Origin of the sequence: Herbaspirillum hiltneri N3, from assembly GCF_001267925.1 — a bacterium.
Lineage (GTDB): Bacteria > Pseudomonadota > Gammaproteobacteria > Burkholderiales > Burkholderiaceae_D > Herbaspirillum > Herbaspirillum hiltneri.
Genome location: NZ_CP011409.1, coordinates 1,041,349 through 1,065,434 on the forward strand (window position 1 = coordinate 1,041,349; position 24,086 = coordinate 1,065,434).

A 24,086-nucleotide genomic window follows, 5' to 3' on the forward strand; every position below is an offset into this window, starting at 1 on the left:
TTTTGTTTTAACCGATCGGCATGAGAGCTTGCCGGAAACTTTTACACGACTAACATGCTAATTCGACAACCAAAGACGGAGAGGCACGTATGCTGTACGACGGAATCGAAGTAACTGATCCAGACACGATTTGGTGGATTGAAGAAAATCAGCGAATAAAAGCGTTACCCATCATTAGGAAGCATGATTTCATCACTTTAGGTTCAAAAACCAAGAATGGCGGCGTAGTGCATACCGCCACCTCAGGCCGAACAATTCATGGTATTTCGGTGGCGTTAGTCGGCGATGAGGTGCACTACCCGAATGGGGAAATTGCCGCCATCACCTCAGGCGCGGGTGCTGCGTCGATCTATGACGGAAAGTGCCTTGCCGTCGAGGGGAGTCATGTCAGCAATGGCGACGTAATCGAAACCAGTAGCCAGAAAGGCTACGGCATAGTTATTCGAGCAGGCATGCCACCCATCCCCGGCTTCCTCGAAGAGGGATACGTACCACCCGCTTTGGAAGCCTCGCTGACATGAAGCGCTTCTACATTTTCGAAGGTGACAAGACCTCATCCGGTGGGAAACCGATAGCGTCGCAAGGCCACTCGACCTGGCATGGTCGCAAGTACATCATGCTTGACGATAAGGTCTACTGCCCGGCGTGCAAGAAGATCGGCACGGTCGTTGGACAGGGCCCGCGCCTGAATGACAACTGGATGGGACAACATCCAGCCCTCAATGACGACATCTGTGTCTGTGACTGCAGGCCCGCGCCAAAAATGATCGCTTATCAGGATAATGATTGGCAGATGATGACGGCAGAAGAAGTAACTGCCCAAGGATTCCGGGCACAAAACACATTATCGACAGAAAATACCGAAGAAAAATTCGACCTGCACTTCCAGATTCGCGGGGATAAAACGGATAAACCGCTTGGAAATATCCCCTACAAAATCAAGCTGGAAAACGGTCAAGAAATCATCGGTACGACCGATGCCAACGGCTTTACAAAACTGGTCAGCAATGATGCAGCCCTTATCACCAGAATAGAGGTTCCTTATTATGGCAACAGCAGCACGACACAGATTGACCCCTGCCTCGGACACGACGCCTGTCATTGTTAGAATTCCTGAAAGAGAACTGAGTGGTGCACAGTGGGTAAGTCGTTTTCCTGGGAGTAGTAGTACGACGGATTTGGTTTCGCCGTTTAGAGAAAAAGCGAATGCTTTTATTTCTGCTTTGAGGGCTGCGGGAGCAAGCGTTGGCATGATTGCTACTTATCGACCTAAAGAACGAGCCTATTTAATGCACTACTCATCAGCCGTCGCTAGAGGAACGATAAAAGCTGCTGATGTTCCAAAAATGGAGGGAGTGGGCATAGAGTGGGTTCACTCTACCGATGAAGAATCTAAAAGTGCCGCAAAAGCAATGGCCAATGGATACCAGATTGTTTTTCCACCCGCGTTAGTGTCGCGACATACTGCGAGAGCGGCAATGGATATTTCACTTTCCTGGACTGGCGATCTAAATATTATTGATAATAGTGGAGATACGGTCGAAATAAAAAGCACTCCCAGAAATAATATGAATAAAGATTTACATGAAGTAGGAGCTTCTTATGGAGTTTATAAATTGGCGTCAGATAAACCGCACTGGTCTGATAATGGGAGTTAATAAAATTGCGATATTTTTGTCTCTGGCCTTATGCTCTGCCTATACCATCGCATCAGAAGATAGTGGTTTCATTAGCATAGAAAGCGACAAAAAAATTTATCTCTACACTTTGAAAAAAATGCAAAGAAATGATCTTCTGCAGTTTCAATATCGAGATAATGACGGAAAAGAAAAATGCTGTATGGAAGCTCATATTCGCAAGCTTGTTATTACTAAACAGAACCCCGTATCTGACTATAAATCCGAAGGAAAAATATATAAATATTTGGTTACTCCAAAAAATAGAATCGATAAGTCCTCTCTATTTTTAGGAATCGCGGTGCTCGGAAAAGTACGTGCCTTTTCCGAGAAAAATAACGAAGTATCAAAGATAGGTGACCGGGTAAATTTTACGTTGAAGACATGCACCAGTAGTGAGGGTATGCATTTATTGGGGATAAAAAATAATATAGTCGAAGAACATCTCTATTATTATTTTGGATACGATGTGGAACCGACCTGTGCCGAAAATTTTTAGTTTTCTATTTCTAATAATCACCTTTTCTTTTGCAAAGGCTGAATCGGTAGCGATTACTGGACGTTATAAATTATACGGAGCGTTTGTATTTGATACGCAAACAAAACTGACATGGGCACGTTGCAGTGTCGGCCAAAAATGGTTGCCATCAGGCAAATGCAAAGGAAGTCCAAAAGGGTACACATTCAAAGCAGCGCAAAAACTCTCTAATGCTAATTGGAGAGTACCAACAAAGAGCGAACTGGACTCTCTCTTTTTCTCTTCTGGTCTTCTCATAAAAATTGATACAACGGTGTTTCCAATGAATAGCAAGAGAAAGAAACTTTATTGGTCGAGTGAACAAGTTGACGAGTCAAGTGCTTGGTACGCCGACTTTAATACCGGGTCTACCGATAGATATTACGGAGATTACGATTTTTTGAATGAAAAGTTTTTTGTTCGGCTTGTGCAAGTTAATTCTATTTTTAAATAAAAATTTCGACCTACTGCCAACGTTGGTAGCCTCAAAAAAATTGCTCCGACTCTTTGTCGAAAAATAAATTCTGGCGACTACGCGGGAGGTGGCATTGCCCCGTCGGTTGGCAGCCGTGGCGACAGCTATGACAACGCGTTGGCTGAAACCATCAATGGTTTGTACAAGGCTGAATTGATTCATCGTCGCGGCCCCTGGAAAACCAGGGAATCCGTTGAACTGGCTACGCTTGAATGGGTGGCCTGGTTCAACCATCATCGACTACTGGAGTCCATCGGCTATATACCTCCGGCTGAAGCTGAGGCAAACTACAACGCTATTGTCTTGAAGTTGGATCTATTAGCTGACTGGTCGCGCTTGGAATACAAACAAAAACGCTATCTATGCATAGCATTGAGCCGTCCGATGGAAAAGGCTCCTCCTCGAGCCTATCTTTTAGATATGACCTCAAATCCTCGTAGATTATTTTTTACATCCTCCCCTCTTAAAAATTGAATTGAATAGATACGAAAGCCTGCCTACATCGCGATTACGCTTGTTGAAAAACGCAGTCGATTCTCTCCATGTCGTTGCTTGCCCACAGTCAGATCCTTTTTTCTCGGCACCGGATCAATGCGCCGCCGATGTATCCGCCACCCGCGTCGGCTTCGGTGCAAACCACACCGCTGCGGCCGCCAGGCCGAACGAAATCGCCGCCATCATGAAGATGTGATTGGTCGACAGCATGATGCTCTGCGACTGCAACATCTGCTCAATGTTGGCGCGCGCCTGGTCGAGCGACATGCCCGCCTGCGTCAGGGTGTTGCTGACGTCGCCGAACTGATCGACCATGCCGGCCAGTTCCGCGTGGTAGTAGATCGACTTGTTCTCCCAGCTGGTGTTGACCAGCGAGGTGGCGATGGCGCCCGACATGGTGCGGCAAAAACTCATCAGGCCGGCCGCCGACGCGGTCTCGGATTCCTCCACGCTGCTCAGCGCCAGGCCGGTCAGCGGCACGAAGAACAGCGGTAGCCCGATACCCAGCATCAGCAGCGGCCAGCCGATCTGGAAGTTGCTCATGTCGGTGGTATTGAAGCTGCGGAACAGCGTTACCGCGCCGAGCCACATGACACCGATGAATACCAGCTTGCGCGGATCGACCTTGGTCGACAGTTTGGCCACGAACGGCGCCGTCAGTACTGCGAGGATACCCGTCAGCGCGGTGGTCTCGCCCGAGTGCGTCGCGGTGTAGCCCATGTAGCCCTGCAGCCATAATGGCGTCAGCACGGTGGCGCCGAAGAACGCGCCGAACGCCAGGCAGATCGTGGTGACGCTGGCGGTGTAGCCGCGATGGCGGAACACGCGCAGGTCGACGATAGGATTGCGTTCGGTCAGCTCCCAGATCATGAAGGCGATGAAGCCGGCCGCCGCGATCAGCGCCAGCACCACGATCTCGGTGGAGGCGAACCAGTCTTTTTCCTTGCCTTCGTCGAGCATCAGTTGCAACGCGGCGACCCAGACGATCATGAGGATCAGGCCAATCTTGTCGATCGGCAGTTTCAGCAGCGGCGACTCGTAGCGCTTGAGCATCTTCCAGCCCATGTAGCCGCAGATCAGCGCCACCGGCACGTTGATGAAGAAGATGTAGGGCCAGCTGTACTGGTCGCACAGCACGCCGCCCAGGATCGGGCCGGCGATCGGTGCGATCAGCGTGGTCATGGCCCACAGGCCGACTGCGGCGGGCGCTTTCTCCTTGGGGAAAATGCGCAGCAGCAGGGTTTGCGACAGCGGCATCAGCGGCCCGCCGGCAAGTCCTTGCAACACGCGGAAGGCGATCAGCATGCCCAGCGAATTGGCCAGTCCGCACAGCGCCGAGAACACGCCGAACAGAATCATCGACGTGATGAACACGCGCACCGTGCCAAAGCGATTGGCCAGCCAGCCGGTCAGCGGCACGGTAATCGCCTCGGCCACCGCATACGAGGTGATGACGTAGGTGCCCTGGCTCGACGATGCGCCGAGCGCGCCCGAGATGGTCGACACGGACACGTTGGCGATGGTCGTGTCGAGCACCGCGATGAAGTTGGCTGCGGCCAGCAACAGGCCTGCGCCGATCAGCTGTGCGCCCTCCAGCGGCTTCAGCGATGCATCGGAAAATTGGGATGACATGGTTGCCGCCTGATTACAGAGTCGGGGATTTCGCTGCGGATGAATTCATCGCCGTGTTTTCGGCGCTGTTGCTTCCCTGGCCGCTCTTGCCGCGCGTATCGATCGAGACATCCATCGACAGGCCCACGCTCAGCGGCATCTCGGCCAGTTCCTTGCGGTCGATCGAGATGCGCACCGGCAGGCGTTGCACCACCTTGATCCAGTTGCCGGTGGCGTTCTGCGCTGGAATGACAGCGAATGCGGAACCGGTGCCGCCGGCCACGCCGACCACGGTGCCGTGATATTCAATCGCGCTGCCGTAGATGTCGGCCTTCATCGTCACCGGCTGGCCCAGGTGGACTTGCGACAGCTGACCTTCCTTGAAGTTGGCGTCGACGTGCATGGAGCGTGTCGGCACCACCGACAGCAAGGCGGTGCCGGCCTGTACGCGCTGGCCGACCTGCACCTGGCGACGGGCGATCACGCCTTCCACCGGTGCGCGCAAGACGGTGCGCTCCAGGTCCAGCTTGGCCTGGTCGCGCTTGGCGCGCGCCAGCGTGACTTCCGGATTGGTGTCGACGGTGGTGTTGGCGGTCAGCACGGTGCTGGCTTTTTGCGCGCCGACGGTGGCGTTGCGGTTGGCGTCGGCCTGGATCTTGCCGGCTTCGGCGGCTTTCAGGTTGGCCTGCATGGTGAGCAAGGTGGTGCGCGCGTTGGTCAGTTCTTCACCCGAGACCGAGCCGGATTTTTCCAGCGCTTCGCGGCGACGCAGGTCGAGCTCGGCGCGTTGCAGGTCGGCCTGCGCCGACAGCAGTTGCGCGGCGGAGCGCTTCTGTTCGGCTTCGCGCGCCTGCACCTGCGCGACAAAACCGGTGTCGTTGGCGAAATAGCTCTGCACGCGGCGCTCGGCGCGGCCCAGATCGGCCTCGGCTTGCGCCAGCGCCAGCGTGGCATCGCGACTGTCGATCACGACCAGCACGTCGCCCTGGTGAACGTATTGCGTGTCGACCACCTTGACTTCGGAGACGATGCCGTTGACGGCCGGCGTGACCTGCGAGATCTCCACTGCGGTATAGGCGTTGTCGGTGCTCACGTAACGCGAACCGATGAAGTACCAATAGGTGCCGTAACCGATGGCGGCCACGGCGACCACGCCGGCGAAGATGGTGAACAGCTTCTTGCGCTTGCCGGGCGCGTTGCCGGCAACGTCGGCGCCGTCATTGGTGGTGGCGATAGTTTGAATGGCTTGGGAATCACTGTGCGACATGGCGTTTTCCTTCGTAGGTATATCTGTCTGTATGGAGTCGGTCGAGGTGCGGCGTGGCGCAGATTCAGCTGGGGTGCTGGTAACCGCCGCCGAGCGCGCGAACCATCGACACATCGAGCGCGAACAGGCGCGAGCGCAAGGTCGACAGCTCGCGCAAGTTGGTCAGCAGCGTGTCTTGCGCATTGAGCACGTCAAGGTAATTGGTGAGGCCGCCTTCATAGCGGTTGCGCACGATGCGGTAAGCGTCCCGGGCGGCGTCTGCGGCTGCCTCGGTGCGATTCAGGCGGCCGCTCAAGGCGCGCTCGCTGACGGCGACATCGGCGACATCCTGCAGGGCTTGCGTGACGGCGCTGTCGTAGTTGGCGACGGCCTCGTCATAGCTGGCGCTGGCCGAGCGGAATTGGCCGCGCAGGCGTCCGCCTTCGAAGATCGGCAGCGAAATCGCCGGTCCGAAGCTGCCGATGCTGGAACCCGATTGGGTCAGCAGATTGGTGCCTAGCGATTGAAAGCCGAAGTAGGCGCTCAGGTTGACGTTCGGATAGAACTGCGCGCGCGCCACCTTGATCTGCCTGGCGGCGGCTTCGGCGCGCAGGCGCGCGGCAACGATGTCGGGACGGCGGCCGAGCAGGTTGGCCGGCAATTCCTGCGGCAGGTTGAACGGCTTGGACATGTCGATCACCGGACGAGCCAGTTGCAGGCCGCGGTCCGGACCGGCGCCGGCCAGTGCGGCCAGCTTGTTGCGCTGCAGGGCAATCGATTCGTCCACCGCCAGCAGATCGGCTTCGGCCGTCGCGCGGCGCGCGATTACTTGCTTGACGCTGCCTTCCGTTTCGAGGCCGTTGAGGCGGCGCTGGGTGAACAGGTTTTCGGTTTCCTGGCGCACCTGCAATGCCGCCTGGGAAGTGTCGCGCTGACTGAACAAGCGCTCCAGTTCGGCATAGCCGGCGGCGATCGAAGTGGCCAGCGTGATGCGCGCCTGGGCGGCATCGGCGCGTGCGGCTTCGAGTTCGGAAGTGGCGGCGGCCAGCGCCGCGCGGTTCTTGCCCCAGAAGTCGATTTCGTAGCTGAAGTCGAGCGTGACGCGCGCTTCGTTGTTATAGCCGCGCGGTACGAAATCGGCGGGCACGCCGTTGTTGTAGCTCTGCTTCATGTGATCGAGCGAGGCGTTGCCGGTGACTTGCGGCAACAATGCCGCGCCTTGTTGCTGGGCCACGCCTTCGGCTTTCAGCAAGCGGGCGCGCGCCACTGCCATCGACGGCGCGCCGCGCAGCGCTTCACCCATCAAGGCGTTGAGTTGCTTGTCGCCGTAGGCGGTCCACCAGTTGTCGTCGGGCCAGGCCACCGCGCCTGCATTGGCGGCAGCGTCCAGCGATTGCGAAGATTGATAGGCGTCGATGGCCTTGGGTTCAGCGCGCGGGCCGAGGTCGGAAAACTGTGCACAGCCGGCCAGCGTCAGCGCCGCGACGGCCAGCGCCGACAGCGTGGCGAGGCGGGGACGGGGAAAGCGGGAGGAGGAGGGGGATGGGGATGCGCCCTGATCCCCTGAAATAGATGGAACTTGCATGATCGGAATCCACTCATAAATAAACTGTACAGTTCAGTATAGTATTGACTTTTGAAGACCGTCAAGCAAAACTAGGGGAAAATGGGGCCCGGTAAATGGTGCAAATGCTGCAAGCGCACAAAAAAGCAACAGCCCCGGGGAAAATCAGGTGAAGGCAGGCAACTAAAGGGTTTCGCCGTAATGGCAAAGAAATTACATGCGCAAGAAAAGTGAAGAGCGGCGGCAATCGATCATCGATGTCGCTGCGGAAATATTTAACGAGATCGGATTCGATCGCGCCTCCATGGCGGAAATTTCGGCGCGCCTGGGCGGTTCGAAGGCGACGCTGTACAACTATTTTTCTTCCAAGGAAGAGATCTTTTTGCAGGTCATGAAGCAGCAGGCCGGCATGCAGTTCGAATCGCTGTTCGCCATCCTCATTCAGGACGACGGCAGCGCCGACATGCGCGACACGCTGCGCCTGTTCGCCAATAAATACCTGCACCTGGTGCTGTCGCCGGAAGTGATTGCGGTGCGCCGCCTGCTGTATTACAACGCCGAGCGTTCCGAACTCGGCTGCATGTATTACGAGAACGGCCCCAAGCGCGGCTGGCTGGTGATTTCCGAATTCATGAAACGGCACATGGAGAGCGGCGAACTGCGCGAAGCTGACCCGTGGCTGACAGCGATCCAGTTTCGCGTGCTGGTCGAAGCGGAGTGGGCGGAAGGCCGCATCCTCGGCGTGATCACCTCGACGCCGCCGGACAAGATCAAGGAGTCGGTCGAGCGCTCGCTGGACGCCTTCTTCCGCATTTACGGCGTCTGAAGGAGTACGTTCGACGACGCCTTGTCACGGCGTCATCATCCGATCATATTGCCGTGTGAGAATTCCCCGCCGGTAATCACGGGCCACCTTGCAAGCCAGCAACCACGGCGCTTGCAGCCCGGCTTCCCAAAAAAGTGAATGGTAAACAACCGCCTTCTTCAGCGATGAAGCGGGCGTGTGCGTGCGTACCATCATGGAATGATGCCGTCATTGACGGCGCCATATTGATGACCCATTCTTATAATCTCCATCCGAGGCAATCACATGCGCTGGTTTTACAACCTCAAGATCGCAAAAAAACTGGTCCTGTCATTTCTGGCCGTCATCATTCTGACCGCGGGACTGGGCGCCTTCTCGATCGTCGAACTGGTCAAGGTCAACCGGGCGTCGAGCGAAATCGCCACCAACTGGATGCCGAGCGTGAAGATCGGCCTGCAATTGCAGGCGTCGATGGCGCGCTTCCGTATTTCCGAGTTGCAGCACATCCTGGCGACCGAGGACAAGGATTACGACGACGCCGAAAAAGCGATGAAGACGCGCATGGAAATCATCCGCAAGGACATGGCGTCGTACGAGGCCATGATTTCCGAGCCGGAAGAGAAAGTGCTCTATCCGCAATTTTTGCAAACCATGCAGAAGTATCTCAGCGAGAACAAGAAGATCATGGAACTGTCGCGCGCCAATCAGAAAGACGAAGCGCGCCTGCAGTTCAAAGGTGAATCGAACAAGCTGTTCCGCCAGGCCGTCGAGCAACTTGTCGGCCTGGTCAAGATCAATGAGAATGGCACCGAGCGTTCCAATGGCGACGCTGACCATACCTTCAACGAAGCGCGCAACTGGATCCTCGGTCTGCTGATCGCCATCGTGGTGATCGCCTTTGCCCTCGCGGTGTGGGTCGCACGCATCGTCTCGGTGCCGCTCAACAAGGCGGTCGACATCGCCCAGCGCGTGTCCGGCGGCGACCTCAGCGCCGACATCCACGCCGAGAGCAAGGATGAAACCGGCCAGCTCATGCACTCGCTGAAGGCGATGAACGACAGCCTGCTGCGCATCGTCGGCGAAGTGCGCACCGGCACCGACACCATCGCCACCGCGTCGACCGAAATCGCCAGCGGCAATCTCGACTTGTCCAGCCGCACCGAGCAACAGGCCGGTTCGCTGGAAGAAACCGCATCGGCCATGGAAGAGCTCACCTCGACCGTGAAGCAGAACGCCGACAACGCGCGCCAGGCGAATCAACTCGCGGTCTCCGCATCCGAAGTGGCGCAACAAGGCGGGACGGTGGTGGGCCAGGTGGTCGACACCATGGGCTCGATCAATGAATCCTCGCGCAAGATCGTCGACATCATCAGCGTGATCGACGGCATCGCTTTCCAGACCAATATCCTGGCGCTGAACGCCGCAGTGGAAGCCGCGCGCGCCGGCGAACAGGGCCGGGGTTTCGCCGTGGTGGCGAGTGAAGTGCGCAGCCTGGCGCAACGTTCCGCCGCAGCGGCCAAGGAGATCAAGGTGCTGATCGACGACTCGGTGGAAAAGGTCGGCTCGGGCAGCAAGTTGGTCGAGCAAGCCGGCGTCACCATGTCGGAAGTGGTCGCCAGCGTACGCCGGGTCACCGATATCGTGGGTGAAATCAGCGCGGCCAGCATCGAGCAGAGCACCGGCATCGAAGAAGTCAATCGCGCCATCACGCAGATGGATGAAGTGACGCAGCAGAACGCCGCGCTGGTGGAGCAGGCCGCTGCTGCCGCCCAGTCGCTGCAGGAGCAGGCCGGCAAACTGGCGCAGGTGGTCAGCGTGTTCAAACTCCGGAGCTGAAGGCTCAGCGCGGGAGGAAGACATCTTCCCGGCGAACAAGGCAAAAAACCCGCGGCATCCGACGCGGGTTTTTCATTTTGGCGCACAAAAAACCACGCGTCATCTTGGCGCGAAAAATGCGAGCATATAATCGATTCCGCGCAAAAACGGCTAGATTGGATATCGCCATTAACCCTATATTTACGCCAATTTTCTCTTAAATATCCCGCCTTCTTCTCCGCCAGTGATGCGAGTCGATAGTGAGACAAGCGTATCGCCTAGTACGAAATCTCATTGCCGAATGGAAATTATTTGTGAGACTATGCGAAATTAAACCAGCTTCTGTTAGTAACTAACCGAGTTTCAACCGAGCAAACCGAAGATGCCGGCTACCGCGCACAGTATCCCTGTGCGGCGCTTGCCGGCGATCGCAATGGCACGTCACCCCTCCGCCATTCGCCACGGTAAGCAGGCCAGGAACTCGTCCCTGCGGCGGTAACGGGGGCAACGCGTCCGTGCTTCCTCGTGCTCGACATGTCCACATCTACACAAAGAAAAAATACAATGTTCCAGTGGCTACTGCTTAAAGAAAATGCCCTGAGCGCGGCAGAAAATACGGTCTGGAAAGAGAGCGCGCTGCGCATCATCCTGGTCTCCGGCCTGCTGCTGGAATTCGGCATCGGCCTGCTCAGCGCCATCGATGCTGTCAAGGTCGGCGCGTACTACATCATCGCGGTGGTGGTCGGCTTCTTCGTTGCCTTGCTGCTCGGCGTGGTGGCGTCGGTGCGGCGTCCCGTGATCGGCAGCGCGATCCTGATCGCAACCATTTATGCGGCGGCATTTTGCATCGTCTATTTCGTCAACGACGCCGAAATCGCCAAGTACGGCATCATGTTCGTCTACACCGCGCCGCTGATCGGCCGCATCTTCTTCGGCGCGCGCCTGGCGCTGGTGCTGATGACGATCAATTTCTTCCCGTTCATGCTGTTGCTGCGCAACGAGCCGCTGCCGGTCTATCCCGGCATCGATGCGCCGCTGGCCAATGCGCACGCCTATATCCAGTCGCTGCTGTTCCTGTTCTTCAACATCTGCGTGCCATTAGGTGTGTTTCGCCTGTTGCATGCGCTGGACGCGTCGATCCGCCGCCATCGCGCGGCCAGCAGCGAGCTCGAGAGCAGCCACGCGCAATACCAGGAAATCTTTGAAAACGCCGGCGGCGCGATCGTCCTGTGCGATGTGCAGGGGCGCATACTCAAGGCCAATACGCTGGCCGACAACCTGATCGGCCGCAATCCCGAAAAATCCGCACAAAGCGGCAGGGACGCCAATCTGTTCGAGCTGCTCGAACACAAGTGCCGCAGCGATGCGGAAAAAGCCGCCGATGTCCTGGCGCTCAAGAGCGGCCAGGAATTCGCTGCCAAAGACGGTCGCCTGATCGCGATAGAAAATATCTCGACGACCTCAGAACACCACTACATCGTGCTGTTGCGCGACATCTCGCAACAGCGTCGCATCGAAGAAGCGCTCGACCGCAGCAAGGAGCGCGAGACCTTCCTCAGCAACCACGACCAGCTCACGCAGCTGCCCAACCGCGACCTGCTGCAGCGGCAATTGGAAGAGCTGATGCGCGCCATGTCGCCACGCCGCCAGCTGGCGCTGGTGGTGATTCGCCTCGACAGCATCAAGTACGTCAACGACGCGCTCGGCAGCGCCGCCGGCGACGCGCTGATCGTGGCCTTCGCCGATGCGCTGCAGCGCCTGTTGCCAAAGGGCAGCCTGATCGCGCGCCTGCGCAGCGTGGTGTTCAGCTTCACGGTCGAGACCAGCCACGCCAGCCGCGACGCCATTCCGCAGATCGAACATATTCGCCGCAGCCTGCCGGAGGAATTGCTGGTCGGCGGCGAACGCCAGCCGGTGCAGGTGTCGATGGCGATGGCCTTCTCGCGGCCGGGTGAAACCAGCGGCGACGAACTGATCCAGCGCGGCAAGCTGGCGCTGGATTCGGCGCGCCGTTCCGGCACCCAGGACATCACCGTGTTTGACGACGAAGCGGCGGCCTCGATACGCCGCCGCCTCAGTATCGAGCAGTCCATCGTGATGGCCTTGCGTGAAAACGAATTGCGCCTGGTCTATCAACCCAAGGTCACGCGGGACGGCGATATCGTCGGACTCGAGGCGCTGATCCGCTGGCGCTCGCCGACGCTGGGCGATGTCTCGCCGGCCGAATTCATCCCGGTCGCCGAAGCCAGCGGCGCGATTCATTTCATCACCGCCTTCGTGGTGGACGAGGTGTGCACGTACATCCGCCAGACGCTGGACTCGGGCCGCCGCTGTTTGCCGGTCGCCATCAACCTCTCCGCCATCGATATCGTACGCGCCGATCTGCTGGATCTGGTCAATGCCGCGTGCCAGAAATACCGCATCAGTCCCGACCACCTGGAGTTCGAAATTACCGAGACCGGACTGGTCGGTAACGAGAACCTTGCCATCAGCCATCTGGAGGCGCTCAATGCCCAAGGATATGGCATCACTATCGACGATTTCGGCACCGGTTACTCCTCTTTGCAGAAGCTCAGTCGCTTTCCGACGAAAAGTATTAAGATAGACCAGTCTTTTGTGGCGCAGATCGGTATCAGCGAGAAGAGTGAACTGATCATCCGTGCGGTGGTGTCGCTGGCGAAGATCCTTTCCTGCACTACCGTCGCCGAAGGCGTCGAAACGCTGGTGCAGGAAAAATTTCTCAAGGCGATCGGTTGCCAGTTCTTCCAGGGCTTCTATTACTACCCGCCGATGGAATTTCAGCAGGTCAATCAATTGCTGAAAGGCCGCTGACCGCAGCCGGGGCCGTTCCGAGGCCGCAAGAGACAAGCACACCCAAGCACATCTGAGCATAAGCAGGCGTAGCCCGCATCAAATTGAAAAGAGACAAACAATGAGCAAGAAAAAAACAGCGCCGACACCTGTCTATCGCGGCGTCTTCCCGGTCGCACCGACCATTTTCGACGACCACGGCGACATCGACCTGGAAGGCCAGCGCCGCTGCATCGATTTCATGATCGACGCCGGCTCCGACGGCATCTGTATTCTGGCCAATTTTTCCGAGCAGTTTGCACTCACCGACGACGAGCGCAATGCACTCATCAGCACCGTGCTCGATCACGTCGCGGGCCGCATCCCGGTAATCGTCACCACCACCCATTTCAGCTCGCGCATCTGCGCGCAGCGCAGCCGCAATGCGCAGGATGCGGGCGCGGCCATGGTCATGATCATGCCGCCGTACCACGGCGCCACCATCCGCGTCGGCGAGCGCGGCATCCAGGAGTTCTTCCAGACGGTGTCGGACGCGATCGACATTCCCATCATGATCCAGGACGCGCCGGTCAGCGGCACCACGCTGTCGTCGACGCTGCTGGTCAAGATGGCGCAGGAGATCGCCAATGTCTCCTACTTCAAGATCGAAGTGCCGCAAGCCGCCAACAAGCTGCGTGAAATCATCGCCCTCGGCGGCGATGCCATCGTCGGTCCGTGGGACGGCGAAGAAGCCATCACGCTGATGGCCGACCTCGACGCCGGCGCCACCGGCGCCATGACCGGCGGCGGCTATCCGGACGGCATCCGCCGCATCCTCGACGCCTACGTTGCAGGCGACACCGAGCTGGCCGCGCAGCACTACCAGCAATGGCTGCCGCTGATCAATTACGAAAACCGCCAGGGCGGCCTGGCGTCGTGCAAGGCGCTGATGAAAGAAGGCGGCATCATCAAATCCGATTCCGTGCGCCATCCGCTGGCGGCCATGCATCCGGCCACGCGCGAAGGCCTCATCAAGATCGCGCGCCGCCTCGATCCGCTGGTGCTACGCTGGGGTAAATAAGCGCGCAGCAATTCGTTTTCTGCTGCACTGCATTTCCGGCCGCGTCCTTCGCAAGAAGACGCGGCCGTTTCATTTGAACTGTGACGAACGCATGACAACGTGACAGAGTTTTTCTGTTATTACGTACATATCAACATGCCAACATCCTGTGAAGCCTTGCGCCACCACGGATATCCATTCGTTGAATACCAGATATGCGTTAATTAAATCTCGTCGGTACATTCCTGCCTGTTTCTTTAAGGCTATATTTCCTTCAGCAGAATATTTTGCAGTGCATCATTCCCTTTCCACAAAAGGGGCGCTGCTCCAAAAACACAACGGGAAATCTGAGAGGCTCACATGACCAATCAGTACAGGGCGGGGAAAAAAGCATTGGTGATCGGCGGCGGTGCGCCGAACTCGACATTGATCGCAGGTGCGCTGACCGCGTTCCTCGACGAGGGCATCGAGTTCGACGTGATCTCTGCCTCCGGCGCGGGCGTGCTCATGGGGCTGCTGTACCAGGCGCCGCTGGGTTGCACGGCGCGCGAGGCGCTGGTGCGCTGGGCCGAAGTCGGCGTGGCCGACAGCATCTACAAGATGTTCCCGGTCAACTACAAGATATTCAACAAGCCAGGCCACGGCGCGCGCAGCTTTCGCGACCAGGTGCCGGCGCAGATGCCCCAGATGCCACAGCTGGCCGGCCTGCCCAACATGTCCGGCGCGGCCGGTAATCCTTTCCTCGATGTCTTCACGCAGCGCTTCGCCGAAGCTTCGGGCGCATGGAATGACTGGATGCACCTGATGCTGTCGGCCATGTCGCCATCGGACCTGTCGTCCAAGAGTCTGGGTCTGTGCGCGCACCATCCCTTCCTCGAACAGGCGATCGACTTCGACGCCATCGCGCGCATGAAGCCGGAGTTCTACATCAACGCCTACAACATGAGCAAGAGCGAGATGCAGGTATGGGACAAGAATGAGATCGCGCCGATTCATGTGCGCGCCGCGCTGTCGTTCCCCTTCCTGTATCCGCCGACCGAAATCGGCGGCGACGACTACATCGAAGGCGCCGCGCTCGATACGCTCAATTTCAATCCCTTGATGACCAGCGGAGACAACCCGGGAAAGCACGGCGACATCGACACCCTCGTGGTGCTCGACATCCTCGGCGAGGACCGCCTGATCCGCAAACCGCGCAATCTGTACGACGCCTGGGTGCGCTCGATCATCACGCCGCTGGTGAAGATCTCGAAGACCGAGATGCGCCTGTTCGAACTCGAGCACAACACGCATCCGGACACCGGCGAACCGCTGCGCCGCCTGCTCAAGGTCGACCTCATGAGCGGCATCCCCGAGGAGCATTGGCCGGAGGTGCTGGACTGGTCGGCGTCGAACATGCAGCTGCTGTTCGATGTCGGCTACCGCGCCGGAAAAGAGTTCTGTCGCGAGCATGGCGAGTCGCTGCGGGATGCCCTCGAAGGCGCTCCGCTGGCGGCATAGGCGCCGCCCCTAATTTGCAACATCGAGCAACAACGGAATCGCCAGCATCATCTCTGCAGGAGGAGACAACGCCAGCACCGCAGCCCACGAAGCCGCGGATTCCATTCACTTTTTGAGAAATGAAACGACCATGACGATCACCAAACGCCTTATTCTCACACTCTCGGTGGCCTTGCTGGCGCTCCTGTTTGTCGGTGTCGACGGCCTCTGGCAACTGCAGCGCGCGCAGCAGCGCTTCGATACCGTGCAGAACCGCATCATCCCGAGCATCAGCGGCCTCAATGCCGCCAAGGGTTTCCTCGCCGATACGCGCCTGGCCGGCTATCGGCTGTCGGTGTTCTCCAACCTGAGCGACAAGACGGCGCTGGACAAGGCCGTGGCCGATGCCAACAAGGCCTTCGACGACGTCGTCGCCAAGTACGAGAAGGAACAGATTTTCGACGACACCGATCGCAAGATGCTGGAAGCGGACAAGGTCAATATGGAGGCTTATCGCAAGGCGCTGATTCCGTTCTTCGCCGCTGCGCATGCGGGCGACATGGACGGCGTGCGCGCCACGCTGATGGCCGGCACCCCGTTGGCGTTGTCCGCCGCCGGCGTCAAGAAAGGCATCGACGAGCATATCGCCTACAACGGCAAGCTGGTCGACGACGTGCGCGCCGAGAGTATCGCCGCGTACGAGTTCGCATTCAAGAGCATGATCGCGGTCATCGTCGTGGCGTTTCTGCTGACCGGCACGCTGGCGCTGACCCTGTACCGCAACATCAGCGGCAGCCTGCGCAATATCCGCAATACGTTTGAAGAAATCAGCGCGTCGCTCGATCTGTCTCAGCCGATGCAGGTCGATCGCATGGACGAGATCGGCCACACCGCCACTGCCTTCAACAAGCTGCGCGCGCGTATCGTCGACGTGATCGGCACGGTGCGCACCTCGACCGATTCGGTCAGTGTCGCCGCCAAGCAGATCGCTGTCGGCAACACCGACCTGTCGTCGCGCACCGAACAGCAAGCCGCGTCGCTGGAAGAAACCGCATCGAGCCTGGAACAGCTGACGTCGGTGGTCAAGCAAAACACCGAGAACGCCAAGCAGGCCAACCAGCTCGCGCTGTCGGCGTCGCACATCGCGTCGCAAGGCGGCGATGTGGTGCGCCAGGTGGTCGACACGATGAACTCAATCAATGAATCCTCGCGCAAGATCGTCGACATCATCAGCGTGATCGACGGCATCGCTTTCCAGACCAATATCCTGGCGCTCAACGCCGCAGTGGAAGCCGCGCGCGCCGGCGAACAGGGCCGCGGCTTTGCCGTGGTGGCATCGGAAGTGCGCAGCCTGGCGCAGCGCTCAGCCGCCGCCGCCAAGGAAATCAAGACCCTGATCGACGACTCGGTCGACAAGGTCGGCTCCGGCAGCAAGCTGGTGCAGCAGGCCGGCACCACCATGAGCGACATCGTCCACAGCGTGCAGAAGGTGACCGATATCGTCGGCGAGATCGCCAGCGCCAGCGAAGAACAAAGCAGCGGCATCAGCCAGGTCAACCAGGCCGTGTCGCAAATGGATGACGTCACGCAACAGAACGCCGCGCTGGTGGAAGAGGCCGCCGCTGCCGCGCAGGCGTTGCAGGATCAGGCCGAAACGCTGGAGCAGGTGGTCAGCGTGTTCAAGCTGGACGCCGCGCGCCTGGTGACGAACGCCGCCGCGCAATCGGCCAAACGCGCCATCGACATCACGCCTTCGGCGGCGCGTCTGTCGGCGAGCGAACCGCGTCGACTGGAACATGAGGTGGATGCATAGGCCGGCTGCAAAGGTAGTCGCGGCAGTAAAGAAGGCCGCACGGTAGTGCGGCCTTTCTTTTTGGGCGCAGTTTTCCGGCTAGAGATTCTGCGGCAGGAAGCGTTCCCGCCGGCTCACGTGGCGTCCGGCTTCCCGGAACTGGCCGTCGCCGGTGTAGTGCACGGTCTGCGGATATTTGGGCGAAGGTGCGGCATGCGCCTTGACGACTTCGAAGATGAAGTAGTTATAGGTGTCGATCAGGCAATCGTCGTAGATCTTGCATTCGAGACTGACGAAGCAGTCGTCGAGCAGCGGTGCACGGACCTTTTCGGCAACACTGGTATGCAGGCCGAAGCGCGAGAATTTGTCGACATCGGCGCCGGAACAGTTACCGATGTCGGTGACGGTATCGATCATGTCGGCGGTGGGGATGTTGATCACGCATTCGCGGCTGCTGCGGATCAGTTCGAAGCTGTGGTTGCCGGAGGCGATGATGCAACCGACCAGCGAGGGCGTGAATTCCATCACGGTATGCCAGCCCAGCGTCATGACATCGGTCTCGTCCTGCCAGCGCGAGGTCACCAGCACGACGGGGCCGGGTTCAAGATAATGACGGATGTCGGAGACGGGGTAGTCGACCTTCTTGTTCATCACGGCTCACCAGTGTGGAAACGAAGACGATCCATTCTATGCCCGGGGCCGCGCCGATTTCTGTAGGACAAAAACTGATTTTGGCGCCGAAACGCCCGCCGGACGCCGCAATCCGTTAGCTGCCGGTCAAGCTCTTGTCATCCGGTCATGCCAGTCCGGCAATGTCGGCATTGCGGATGATTCCCGAAGCATGGCCGCGCCTGGCGACGTTGATCATGGCGCGGCCGAGTTGTTCGGTGGTGGTGATGTGGCGTGGGAACAGTCGGCGCAGCAGCGACAGCAGCGGCCCGGTCAGCGCGTAGAACCAGCGATAGGCCGGCGTCTTCGACACTTCGCCGTGCATCGGCTGGATGGCGCCGGGCCGGAACATCCAGGCCGCCTTGAACGGCAGCGCCAGCAGCGCGTTTTCGGTCTTGCCCTTGACGCGCGCCCACATCGCGCTGCCGCGCTCGCTGCTGTCGGTGCTGGCGCCGGACACGTAGGCGAAGCTCATCTGCGGATTGAGCCGGCACAGCGTCTGCGCCGCCGCCATGGTGACCACGACATACGGGATGGCCAGCACGGTGTGGCCGATGGTGAGACCGAGGTCGGTGCCGACCAGGCCCATGCGCGAGAACAGATAAAACAGGCCGACCGCCACCACGATGCGCGGCACGATCAGCGGCGCCAGCAGGAAGGCGAACACCGGCTTGGTCCAGCGCGGCGGCAGGCGCGTCAACGCCAGCGCGGCGCCGATGCCCAACGCGGTCGATGCCAGCGCGGTGACAATCGCAACACCGAACGAGCGCAGGAACGAGGCTTGCCACACTGGCGAGAAGATGAAGGATTCAAACCAGCGCAGGCTGAAGCCCTGCGGCGGGAACGACAGGAACGGCGAATTGGTGAAGGCGATCGGGAACACCACGATGATGGGCAGCGACAGCAAGGCCACCGCGACCACGCTGTACAGCTTCAGTCCCTTCACCTTTCGCACCACCGGCCCGGCTGCGCCGTAGCCGCTGCCGCACAGGCGGCCGATGCCGATCAGCAGCGCGGTGGCGACGGCCGAACTGTTCTTCCTTGGTGCGGCGCGGGTGTCGCCGCTGAGCGAAGACAAACCCACCAGCTTATCGTAGAGGATGAACACCGCCACCGCGAAGATCAGTAAAACCGTCGACAACGCCGCCGCGTACGGCAGATTGAACAGATCGTTGATCGCCGAGATCACCATCTGCGCGACCATGGTTTCCTTGGGCGTGCCGAGCAGCGCCGGCAGGATGAAGAAGCCCAGGCTGGTGATGAACACCAGCAAGCCTGCCGCCGCGATGCCGGGAGCGGCCATCGGCAGGAACACCGAGAAGAACGCCACGGAACGGTTGGCGCCCAGCGTCTCCGCCGCCTGCAGCAACTGCGCGTTGACGCCGCGCATGATCGGCAACATGTTGATCACGGCCAGCGGCAGCATGGCATGCACCATGCCGATCATCACGCCGGTCATCGACGGCGCCAGCGCATTCGGATCGTCGACCAGGCCGAGGCTGGCGGCCAGCGTCAGCAGGATGCCGGTCTTCGACAGCACCAGGATCCAGGCGAAGGTCTTGACCAGGTAGCTGGTCCAGAACGGCACCATGATCCAGATCATCCAGCGTTCGCGGAAGCGGTCGCTCAACTGGCTCAGGAAGTAGGCCACCGGAAAGCCCAGCAGCACCGACAGCAGCGCCGTCAGGCCCGAGATCAGGAAGGTGTTGCCGAGCACCTTGGCAAACACCAGATCGCTGGTCATGCGGCGAAACTGATCGAGCGTGGCGTGACCGTCGGCATTGACGATGCCGGTCTGCAGGATCTCGACCACCGGCACGCAGAAGAAGCAGATCAGGAATACGAAACACGGCAGGGCCGGCAGCCACGCCGGCAACCGCTTGCGGGGCGCTCTTTTCGCCGCGCCTGGGGAGAGTGAACTGGACATGGAGATTCCTCGTATCGGTGAAGCGACGGCTTAGCAGGTCACGACGGCGGCGTGCTCCGCATGCCAGCGGATGCCGACGCCGTCGCCCACTGCAGGCGCTTCGCGGCGGCCGCAGCGCAGCAGGAAAGGCCGGCTTTCGCCGATATCGACCAGCACCCGGATATCCGAGCCGGCGAACACGACTTCGCTGACGATGCCGTTGACGTAGGCGTCGCCGGCGCCGACGCCGGTCAGGCAGGCTTCTTCCGGGCGCACCACCAGCGAGATGTCGGCGTTCGTTCCCGCGCCGTCCGGACGCCGCGCCGGCAGCGGCACGTCGAAACGGCCGTTGCCCAGACGCGCACCGGCCCCGCTGTCCTGCACCCGTCCCGACAACAGGTTGGAGTAGCCGATGAACTGCGCCGAGAATGCCGTGGCCGGACGGTCGTACAGATCCTGCGGCGTGCCGATCTGTTCGATCTTCGACTGGTTCATGAGGCAGATGCGGTCGGACAGGTTCAGTGCTTCTTCCTGATCGTGGGTGACGTAGATGAAGGTCGCGCCGAGATCCTTGTGCAGGCTGCGGATTTCGGATTGCATGTGCTCGCGCAGTTTCTTGTCGAGCGCCCCCAAGGGCTCATCCAGCAGGATCACCGACGGCTTGTAGACAAAGCAGCGCGCCAGCGCGATGCGCTGCTGCTGGCCGCCCGACAGCTCGCGCGGCAAGCGGTTGGCGTAGCTGCCCATCTGCACCATTTCCAGCGCGTCGCGCACTGCGGCGGCCATCGCCGCCTTGTCCATCCTGCGCATGCGCAACGGGTAGGCGATGTTTTCCCACACCGACAGATGCGGGAACAGCGCGTAGCTCTGGAACACCATGCCGATGCCGCGTTCGCCGGCTGCGGTGTGGGTGGCGTCCTTGCCGTTGATGAACAACGAACCGCCGCTCGGCTCGACCAGTCCTGCAAGAATCTGCAGCAGCGTGGTCTTGCCGGAGCCGGACGGTCCCAGCAGGGTGAGGAATTCGCCGTCCCTGACGTCGAGGTCGGTCGGCGACAGCGCCGTAACGCTGTCGTAGTGCTTGCTGATGGCACGTGTTTGCAATCTGGCAGTCATCGCTTGTATCGCTATCAGGAAAGTAACCAGGCGTTGAAACGGTCCGATACCGCGTTGCGGTTCTTGTGCCACCACGGGCCGCTGGGCGGACGCATCAGGGCGATGTTGGCGGGTGCGGTCGGCAGGATGGCGGCGCGTGCAGCGGGGATGTCCTTGTAGGCTTCCAGCGCGGTCGGGCCGTACGCCAGCGTGTCGGTGAAGCCGCTCTGGCGCTTGGCGTCGGCACAGAATTTGACGAACTCCTTCGCTACGGCGGCGCGCGGATTGCCCTTCGGCACGCCCCAGCCTTCGATCGAATACAAACCCTGGTTCCAGTTGATCGCCACCGGTGCGCCGCCTTCGATGGCGGTCTGCGCGCGTGCATTCCAGGTCGAGATCATGTCGACTTCGCCGGATTGAATCAGCTGCATCGCCTGGGCGCCGCTGGTCCACCAGACTGCGACGTGTTTCTTGATGCGATCGAGGCTCTTGAAGGCGCGATCCAGATCGAGCGGGTACAGTTTGTCGGGTGCAACGCCGTCGGCCATCAGCGCTTGCTCCAGGGTGTCGATGGCATTGCGGCGCAGCGAGCGGCGGCCCGGGAATTTCTCGACGTTCCAGAAGTCGGCCCAGGTCTTTGGAGGATTCTTGGCGAACTTGTCGGTGCGGTAGGCCAGGATGGTCGCGTACACGTCGACGCCGACGAAGCTTGATGTGATCGAACCAGGCAGCATGTTCTTGAAGTCGGTCGGCACGATACCGAGCGGCTCCAGCATGCCGGCTTCTTCGAGAATCGGAATGTCCTGCGCCAACGTCAGCGTGGTGACGTCCCACACGAAGTTTTTGGTCTGCACCATGGCGGTCAGTTGCGCGACCGGCTGTGCTTCGCGGGCGACGTTGACGATCTTCACGCCGGTGGCTTTTTCAAACGGATCGTAGAAGGCCTTTCGATAGGCGGCCGTGTAAGGACCGCCCGGGTCGGCGACCACCAGTTGCCTGGTTTGCGCCAGGATCGACGGCGCAATGCCGGCAGCCGCAATACCGCCGGCCATTTTCAGGACGGTGCGGCGATGGTTGTTGAATTGCTGAGTCATACGTACTCCCATAAGTGCTTGTTAGAGGAATTGCCGACCTGCGACTGCCTTGGCGCTTTGGACTTGCGTGTGTTGCAACGTGATGCGGGATCGGGATAGGAATCCGGTTCAGCCGCCGATCGTGCGCCCGCGCTTCTTGAAGAACTCTTCCATCATGCGGGCCGGTTCGCCGGTGGCATAGGCTTCGCCCTGGATGCGGCGGCCGGCGGCGATGGCGTCGACAAAACTCGGCTCGGTGATTTCGTAGAAGCGCTGCTTGTCGAGACGCATCGCGACCGGCGGCTTGGCGGCCAGTTCACGCGCGATGGCGAGCGACTTGCTCATGACTTCGGCGGCCGGCACCAGGTGGTGGATCAGGCCGAGGCGATGCGCCTCCTCGGCTTCCATCATGCGGCCGGTCAGGGTCAGTTCGATGGTGCGCGACAGGCCCAGCATCTGGGTCATGATCCATGGTCCGGTGACGCTGGGAATGCCGGAATTGATTTCCGGCTGGCCCATGCGCGAACCGGCGTGGCCGACGCGGATGTCGCCCAGCAGCGTCACCTGGAACGCCGAGCCGGCGGCGGTGCCGTTGAGCGCCATGACCAGCGGCTTCTTGAGCGAGCGCAGCGTGCGGTAATAGTTTTCCCACTCGGTCATCCATTCGTCGGCGCGCTGCTCGTCGAAACCGTGCGCCTCTTCCAGGTCCTGCCCCGCACAAAATGCACGATCGCCGGCGCCGGTCATGATGATGGCGCCGATCGCCGCATCCTGATCGCTGCGTTTGAGGGCGGCGATGATCTCGGCGCGCATTTCGGTATTCCAGGCGTTGAGCTTTTCAGGGCGGTTGAGGGTGATGACGGCGACGTTGCCGTCATGTGAGACCTTGATGAATTTTTCCATAACTATTCCTATGCAATAAGTAATGTTTTATACCGCTATTTCATGGTACAGAAATTTATATGCCTGTCTATATGCGATGCAAAATGGCTTATTTCGCTTGCGGAAGGTGCATTTCTTCCGCTTTTACGGTGCAGTGCACTACGATTGCGCCGCGCGCGATCAGCGACGGTGCACGCGGATGCGGCAGCAAAACGCAGAAAAAGTGAACGAGAGGGGGACGATCAGACGTGGCGACGCCGCCCTTTCGGGGCAATGTCGCTACAGGGGGAGGTACTCAGGAGGGAACGGCTTGAGAGCGGACAGGAAAAGTGCCAGCGAGCCCGGCGCGCCGGGCGGCGGCCTCTCGCTGCAAATCCTGAACAGGCCTAGAGTGAACGCGTAATGCCGCCGTCGATGCGGATATTCTGGCCGGTGATGTAGGCCGCGGCGTCGGACGCCAGGTGCGAGGCCAGCGCCGCGACTTCGCTCACTTTGCCGTAACGCGCCATCGGGATCATTTCCTTGATGCCGGGCTTTTCCGGCAGGCTGTCGATGAAGCCCGGCAGGATATTGTTCATGCGGATGTTTTCCGGTGCGTATTTGTCGGCGAACAGCTTGGTGTAGGCCGACAGGCCCGCGCGAAACACGCTCGAGGTCGGGAACGACTGCGACGGTTCGACCGCCGAGAAGCTCGAGATATTGATGATGGCGCCACCGCCCTGCTGTTGCATCAGCGGCGTCACCAGGCGCGCACTGCGCACCACGTTCATCAGGTAGATCTCCATGCCGAGCAGCCATTCTTCATCGCTGAGTTCGAGCACCTTGCCCTTGGGACCGTGGCCGGCGCTGTTGACCAGCACGTCGATGCGACCCCAGCGCGCGAGGCAGGCATCGACTGCTTTCTGCAGGTCCGCGACGGAGCGGTTGGAGCCGGTGACGCCGACGCCGCCCAGGCTGTTGCCGAGCGACTCGCCTTTTCCGGAAGAGGAAAGAATGCCGACGCCGAAGCCGTCGGCCGCCAGTTTTTGCGCCACGCCGGCGCCCATGCCGCTACCGCCGCCGATGACGAGGGCTACTTTGCTTGTGCTCATTTGCTGCTCCGTATGGATGAGATGCGATCAGAACGCGAAAGCGTA

Annotated in this window: 20 protein-coding genes and 1 pseudogene; 12 read left to right on the forward strand and 9 right to left on the reverse strand. The window is 59.7% G+C overall.

From position 1 onward, the window contains the following. Positions 1-89: 89 nt before the first annotated feature. From F506_RS04725 to F506_RS23615, 6 genes and pseudogenes are all read left to right on the forward strand, one after another. Complete coding sequence (locus F506_RS04725) at positions 90-521, forward strand: PAAR domain-containing protein (RefSeq protein ID WP_053195569.1); 432 nt, start codon at positions 90-92, stop codon at positions 519-521. Next, positions 518-1,108: a PAAR domain-containing protein gene (locus tag F506_RS04730; RefSeq protein WP_053195570.1), complete on the forward strand. Its 591-nt coding sequence runs from the start codon at positions 518-520 to the stop codon at positions 1,106-1,108. The genes F506_RS04725 and F506_RS04730 overlap by 4 nt, the downstream gene beginning before the upstream one ends. Beyond that, positions 1,047-1,658: a hypothetical protein gene (locus F506_RS22540; RefSeq protein ID WP_235471380.1), complete on the forward strand. Its 612-nt coding sequence runs from the start codon at positions 1,047-1,049 to the stop codon at positions 1,656-1,658. The genes F506_RS04730 and F506_RS22540 overlap by 62 nt, the downstream gene beginning before the upstream one ends. Beyond that, entirely contained in the window at positions 1,603-2,175 is a 573-nt protein-coding gene (locus F506_RS23000; protein WP_144423996.1) for a hypothetical protein, read from the forward strand. The genes F506_RS22540 and F506_RS23000 overlap by 56 nt, the downstream gene beginning before the upstream one ends. Continuing rightward, on the forward strand, positions 2,159-2,647 hold the full coding sequence (locus F506_RS22545) for an Lcl C-terminal domain-containing protein (protein WP_158443113.1): 489 nt from the start codon (positions 2,159-2,161) through the stop codon (positions 2,645-2,647). The genes F506_RS23000 and F506_RS22545 overlap by 17 nt, the downstream gene beginning before the upstream one ends. A gap of 81 nt (positions 2,648-2,728) precedes the next feature. Continuing rightward, positions 2,729-3,142: pseudogene (locus F506_RS23615) on the forward strand (integrase core domain-containing protein); the annotation flags it as partial. A gap of 114 nt (positions 3,143-3,256) precedes the next feature. On the opposite strand, the gene F506_RS04735 reads toward F506_RS23615, so the two are convergent. The 3 genes from F506_RS04735 to F506_RS04745 all read right to left on the reverse strand — a co-directional run bounded on the left by F506_RS04735 (position 3,257) and on the right by F506_RS04745 (position 7,605). Then, positions 3,257-4,795: a DHA2 family efflux MFS transporter permease subunit gene (locus F506_RS04735; protein ID WP_053195571.1), complete on the reverse strand. Its 1,539-nt coding sequence runs from the start codon at positions 4,793-4,795 to the stop codon at positions 3,257-3,259. A gap of 13 nt (positions 4,796-4,808) precedes the next feature. Next, positions 4,809-6,041, reverse strand: a complete 1,233-nt coding sequence (locus F506_RS04740) for an HlyD family efflux transporter periplasmic adaptor subunit (protein ID WP_053195572.1) — start codon at positions 6,039-6,041, stop codon at positions 4,809-4,811. 64 nt (positions 6,042-6,105) lie between these two features. After that, positions 6,106-7,605, reverse strand: coding sequence for an efflux transporter outer membrane subunit (locus F506_RS04745; protein ID WP_144423997.1), 1,500 nt, complete (start codon positions 7,603-7,605; stop codon positions 6,106-6,108). A gap of 196 nt (positions 7,606-7,801) precedes the next feature. On the opposite strand from F506_RS04745, the gene F506_RS04750 reads away from it, so the two are divergent. The 6 genes from F506_RS04750 to F506_RS04775 all read left to right on the forward strand — a co-directional run bounded on the left by F506_RS04750 (position 7,802) and on the right by F506_RS04775 (position 17,346). Next, a complete protein-coding gene (locus F506_RS04750; protein WP_053195573.1) occupies positions 7,802-8,410 on the forward strand; it encodes a TetR/AcrR family transcriptional regulator in 609 nt (202 codons plus the stop codon). A 264-nt stretch (positions 8,411-8,674) separates the two neighbouring features. Continuing rightward, positions 8,675-10,225 (forward strand): methyl-accepting chemotaxis protein, encoded by a 1,551-nt coding sequence (locus F506_RS04755; RefSeq protein ID WP_053195574.1) that lies wholly within the window; start codon positions 8,675-8,677, stop codon positions 10,223-10,225. A gap of 543 nt (positions 10,226-10,768) precedes the next feature. Then, positions 10,769-13,036, forward strand: coding sequence for a putative bifunctional diguanylate cyclase/phosphodiesterase (locus F506_RS04760; RefSeq protein WP_053195575.1), 2,268 nt, complete (start codon positions 10,769-10,771; stop codon positions 13,034-13,036). A 100-nt stretch (positions 13,037-13,136) separates the two neighbouring features. Further along, the gene (locus tag F506_RS04765; protein ID WP_053195576.1) at positions 13,137-14,075 is read left to right on the forward strand and encodes a dihydrodipicolinate synthase family protein; all 939 of its coding nucleotides are present in this window, start codon (positions 13,137-13,139) and stop codon (positions 14,073-14,075) included. 339 nt (positions 14,076-14,414) lie between these two features. After that, positions 14,415-15,554 carry a patatin-like phospholipase family protein gene (locus F506_RS04770; protein WP_053195577.1) on the forward strand — a complete coding sequence of 380 codons (1,140 nt, stop codon included), beginning with the start codon at positions 14,415-14,417 and terminating at the stop codon, positions 15,552-15,554. Positions 15,555-15,684: 130 nt separating this feature from the next. Continuing rightward, entirely contained in the window at positions 15,685-17,346 is a 1,662-nt protein-coding gene (locus F506_RS04775) for a methyl-accepting chemotaxis protein (protein ID WP_053195578.1), read from the forward strand. A 78-nt stretch (positions 17,347-17,424) separates the two neighbouring features. Here F506_RS04775 and F506_RS04780 read toward each other — a convergent pair whose 3' ends face one another. From F506_RS04780 to F506_RS04810, 6 genes are all read right to left on the reverse strand, one after another. Continuing rightward, on the reverse strand, positions 17,425-17,976 hold the full coding sequence (locus F506_RS04780; protein ID WP_053195579.1) for a flavin reductase family protein: 552 nt from the start codon (positions 17,974-17,976) through the stop codon (positions 17,425-17,427). A 145-nt stretch (positions 17,977-18,121) separates the two neighbouring features. Then, positions 18,122-19,921 (reverse strand): ABC transporter permease subunit, encoded by a 1,800-nt coding sequence (locus F506_RS04785; protein ID WP_083457590.1) that lies wholly within the window; start codon positions 19,919-19,921, stop codon positions 18,122-18,124. Positions 19,922-19,951: 30 nt separating this feature from the next. After that, entirely contained in the window at positions 19,952-21,016 is a 1,065-nt protein-coding gene (locus F506_RS04790; protein ID WP_053194712.1) for an ABC transporter ATP-binding protein, read from the reverse strand. Positions 21,017-21,030: 14 nt separating this feature from the next. Next, positions 21,031-22,089 (reverse strand): ABC transporter substrate-binding protein, encoded by a 1,059-nt coding sequence (locus F506_RS04795; RefSeq protein WP_053194711.1) that lies wholly within the window; start codon positions 22,087-22,089, stop codon positions 21,031-21,033. A 108-nt stretch (positions 22,090-22,197) separates the two neighbouring features. Beyond that, entirely contained in the window at positions 22,198-22,971 is a 774-nt protein-coding gene (locus F506_RS04800; protein WP_053194710.1) for an enoyl-CoA hydratase/isomerase family protein, read from the reverse strand. Positions 22,972-23,336: 365 nt separating this feature from the next. After that, complete coding sequence (locus F506_RS04810; protein ID WP_053194709.1) at positions 23,337-24,041, reverse strand: SDR family oxidoreductase; 705 nt, start codon at positions 24,039-24,041, stop codon at positions 23,337-23,339. Between the last annotated feature and the right edge of the window lie 45 nt (positions 24,042-24,086).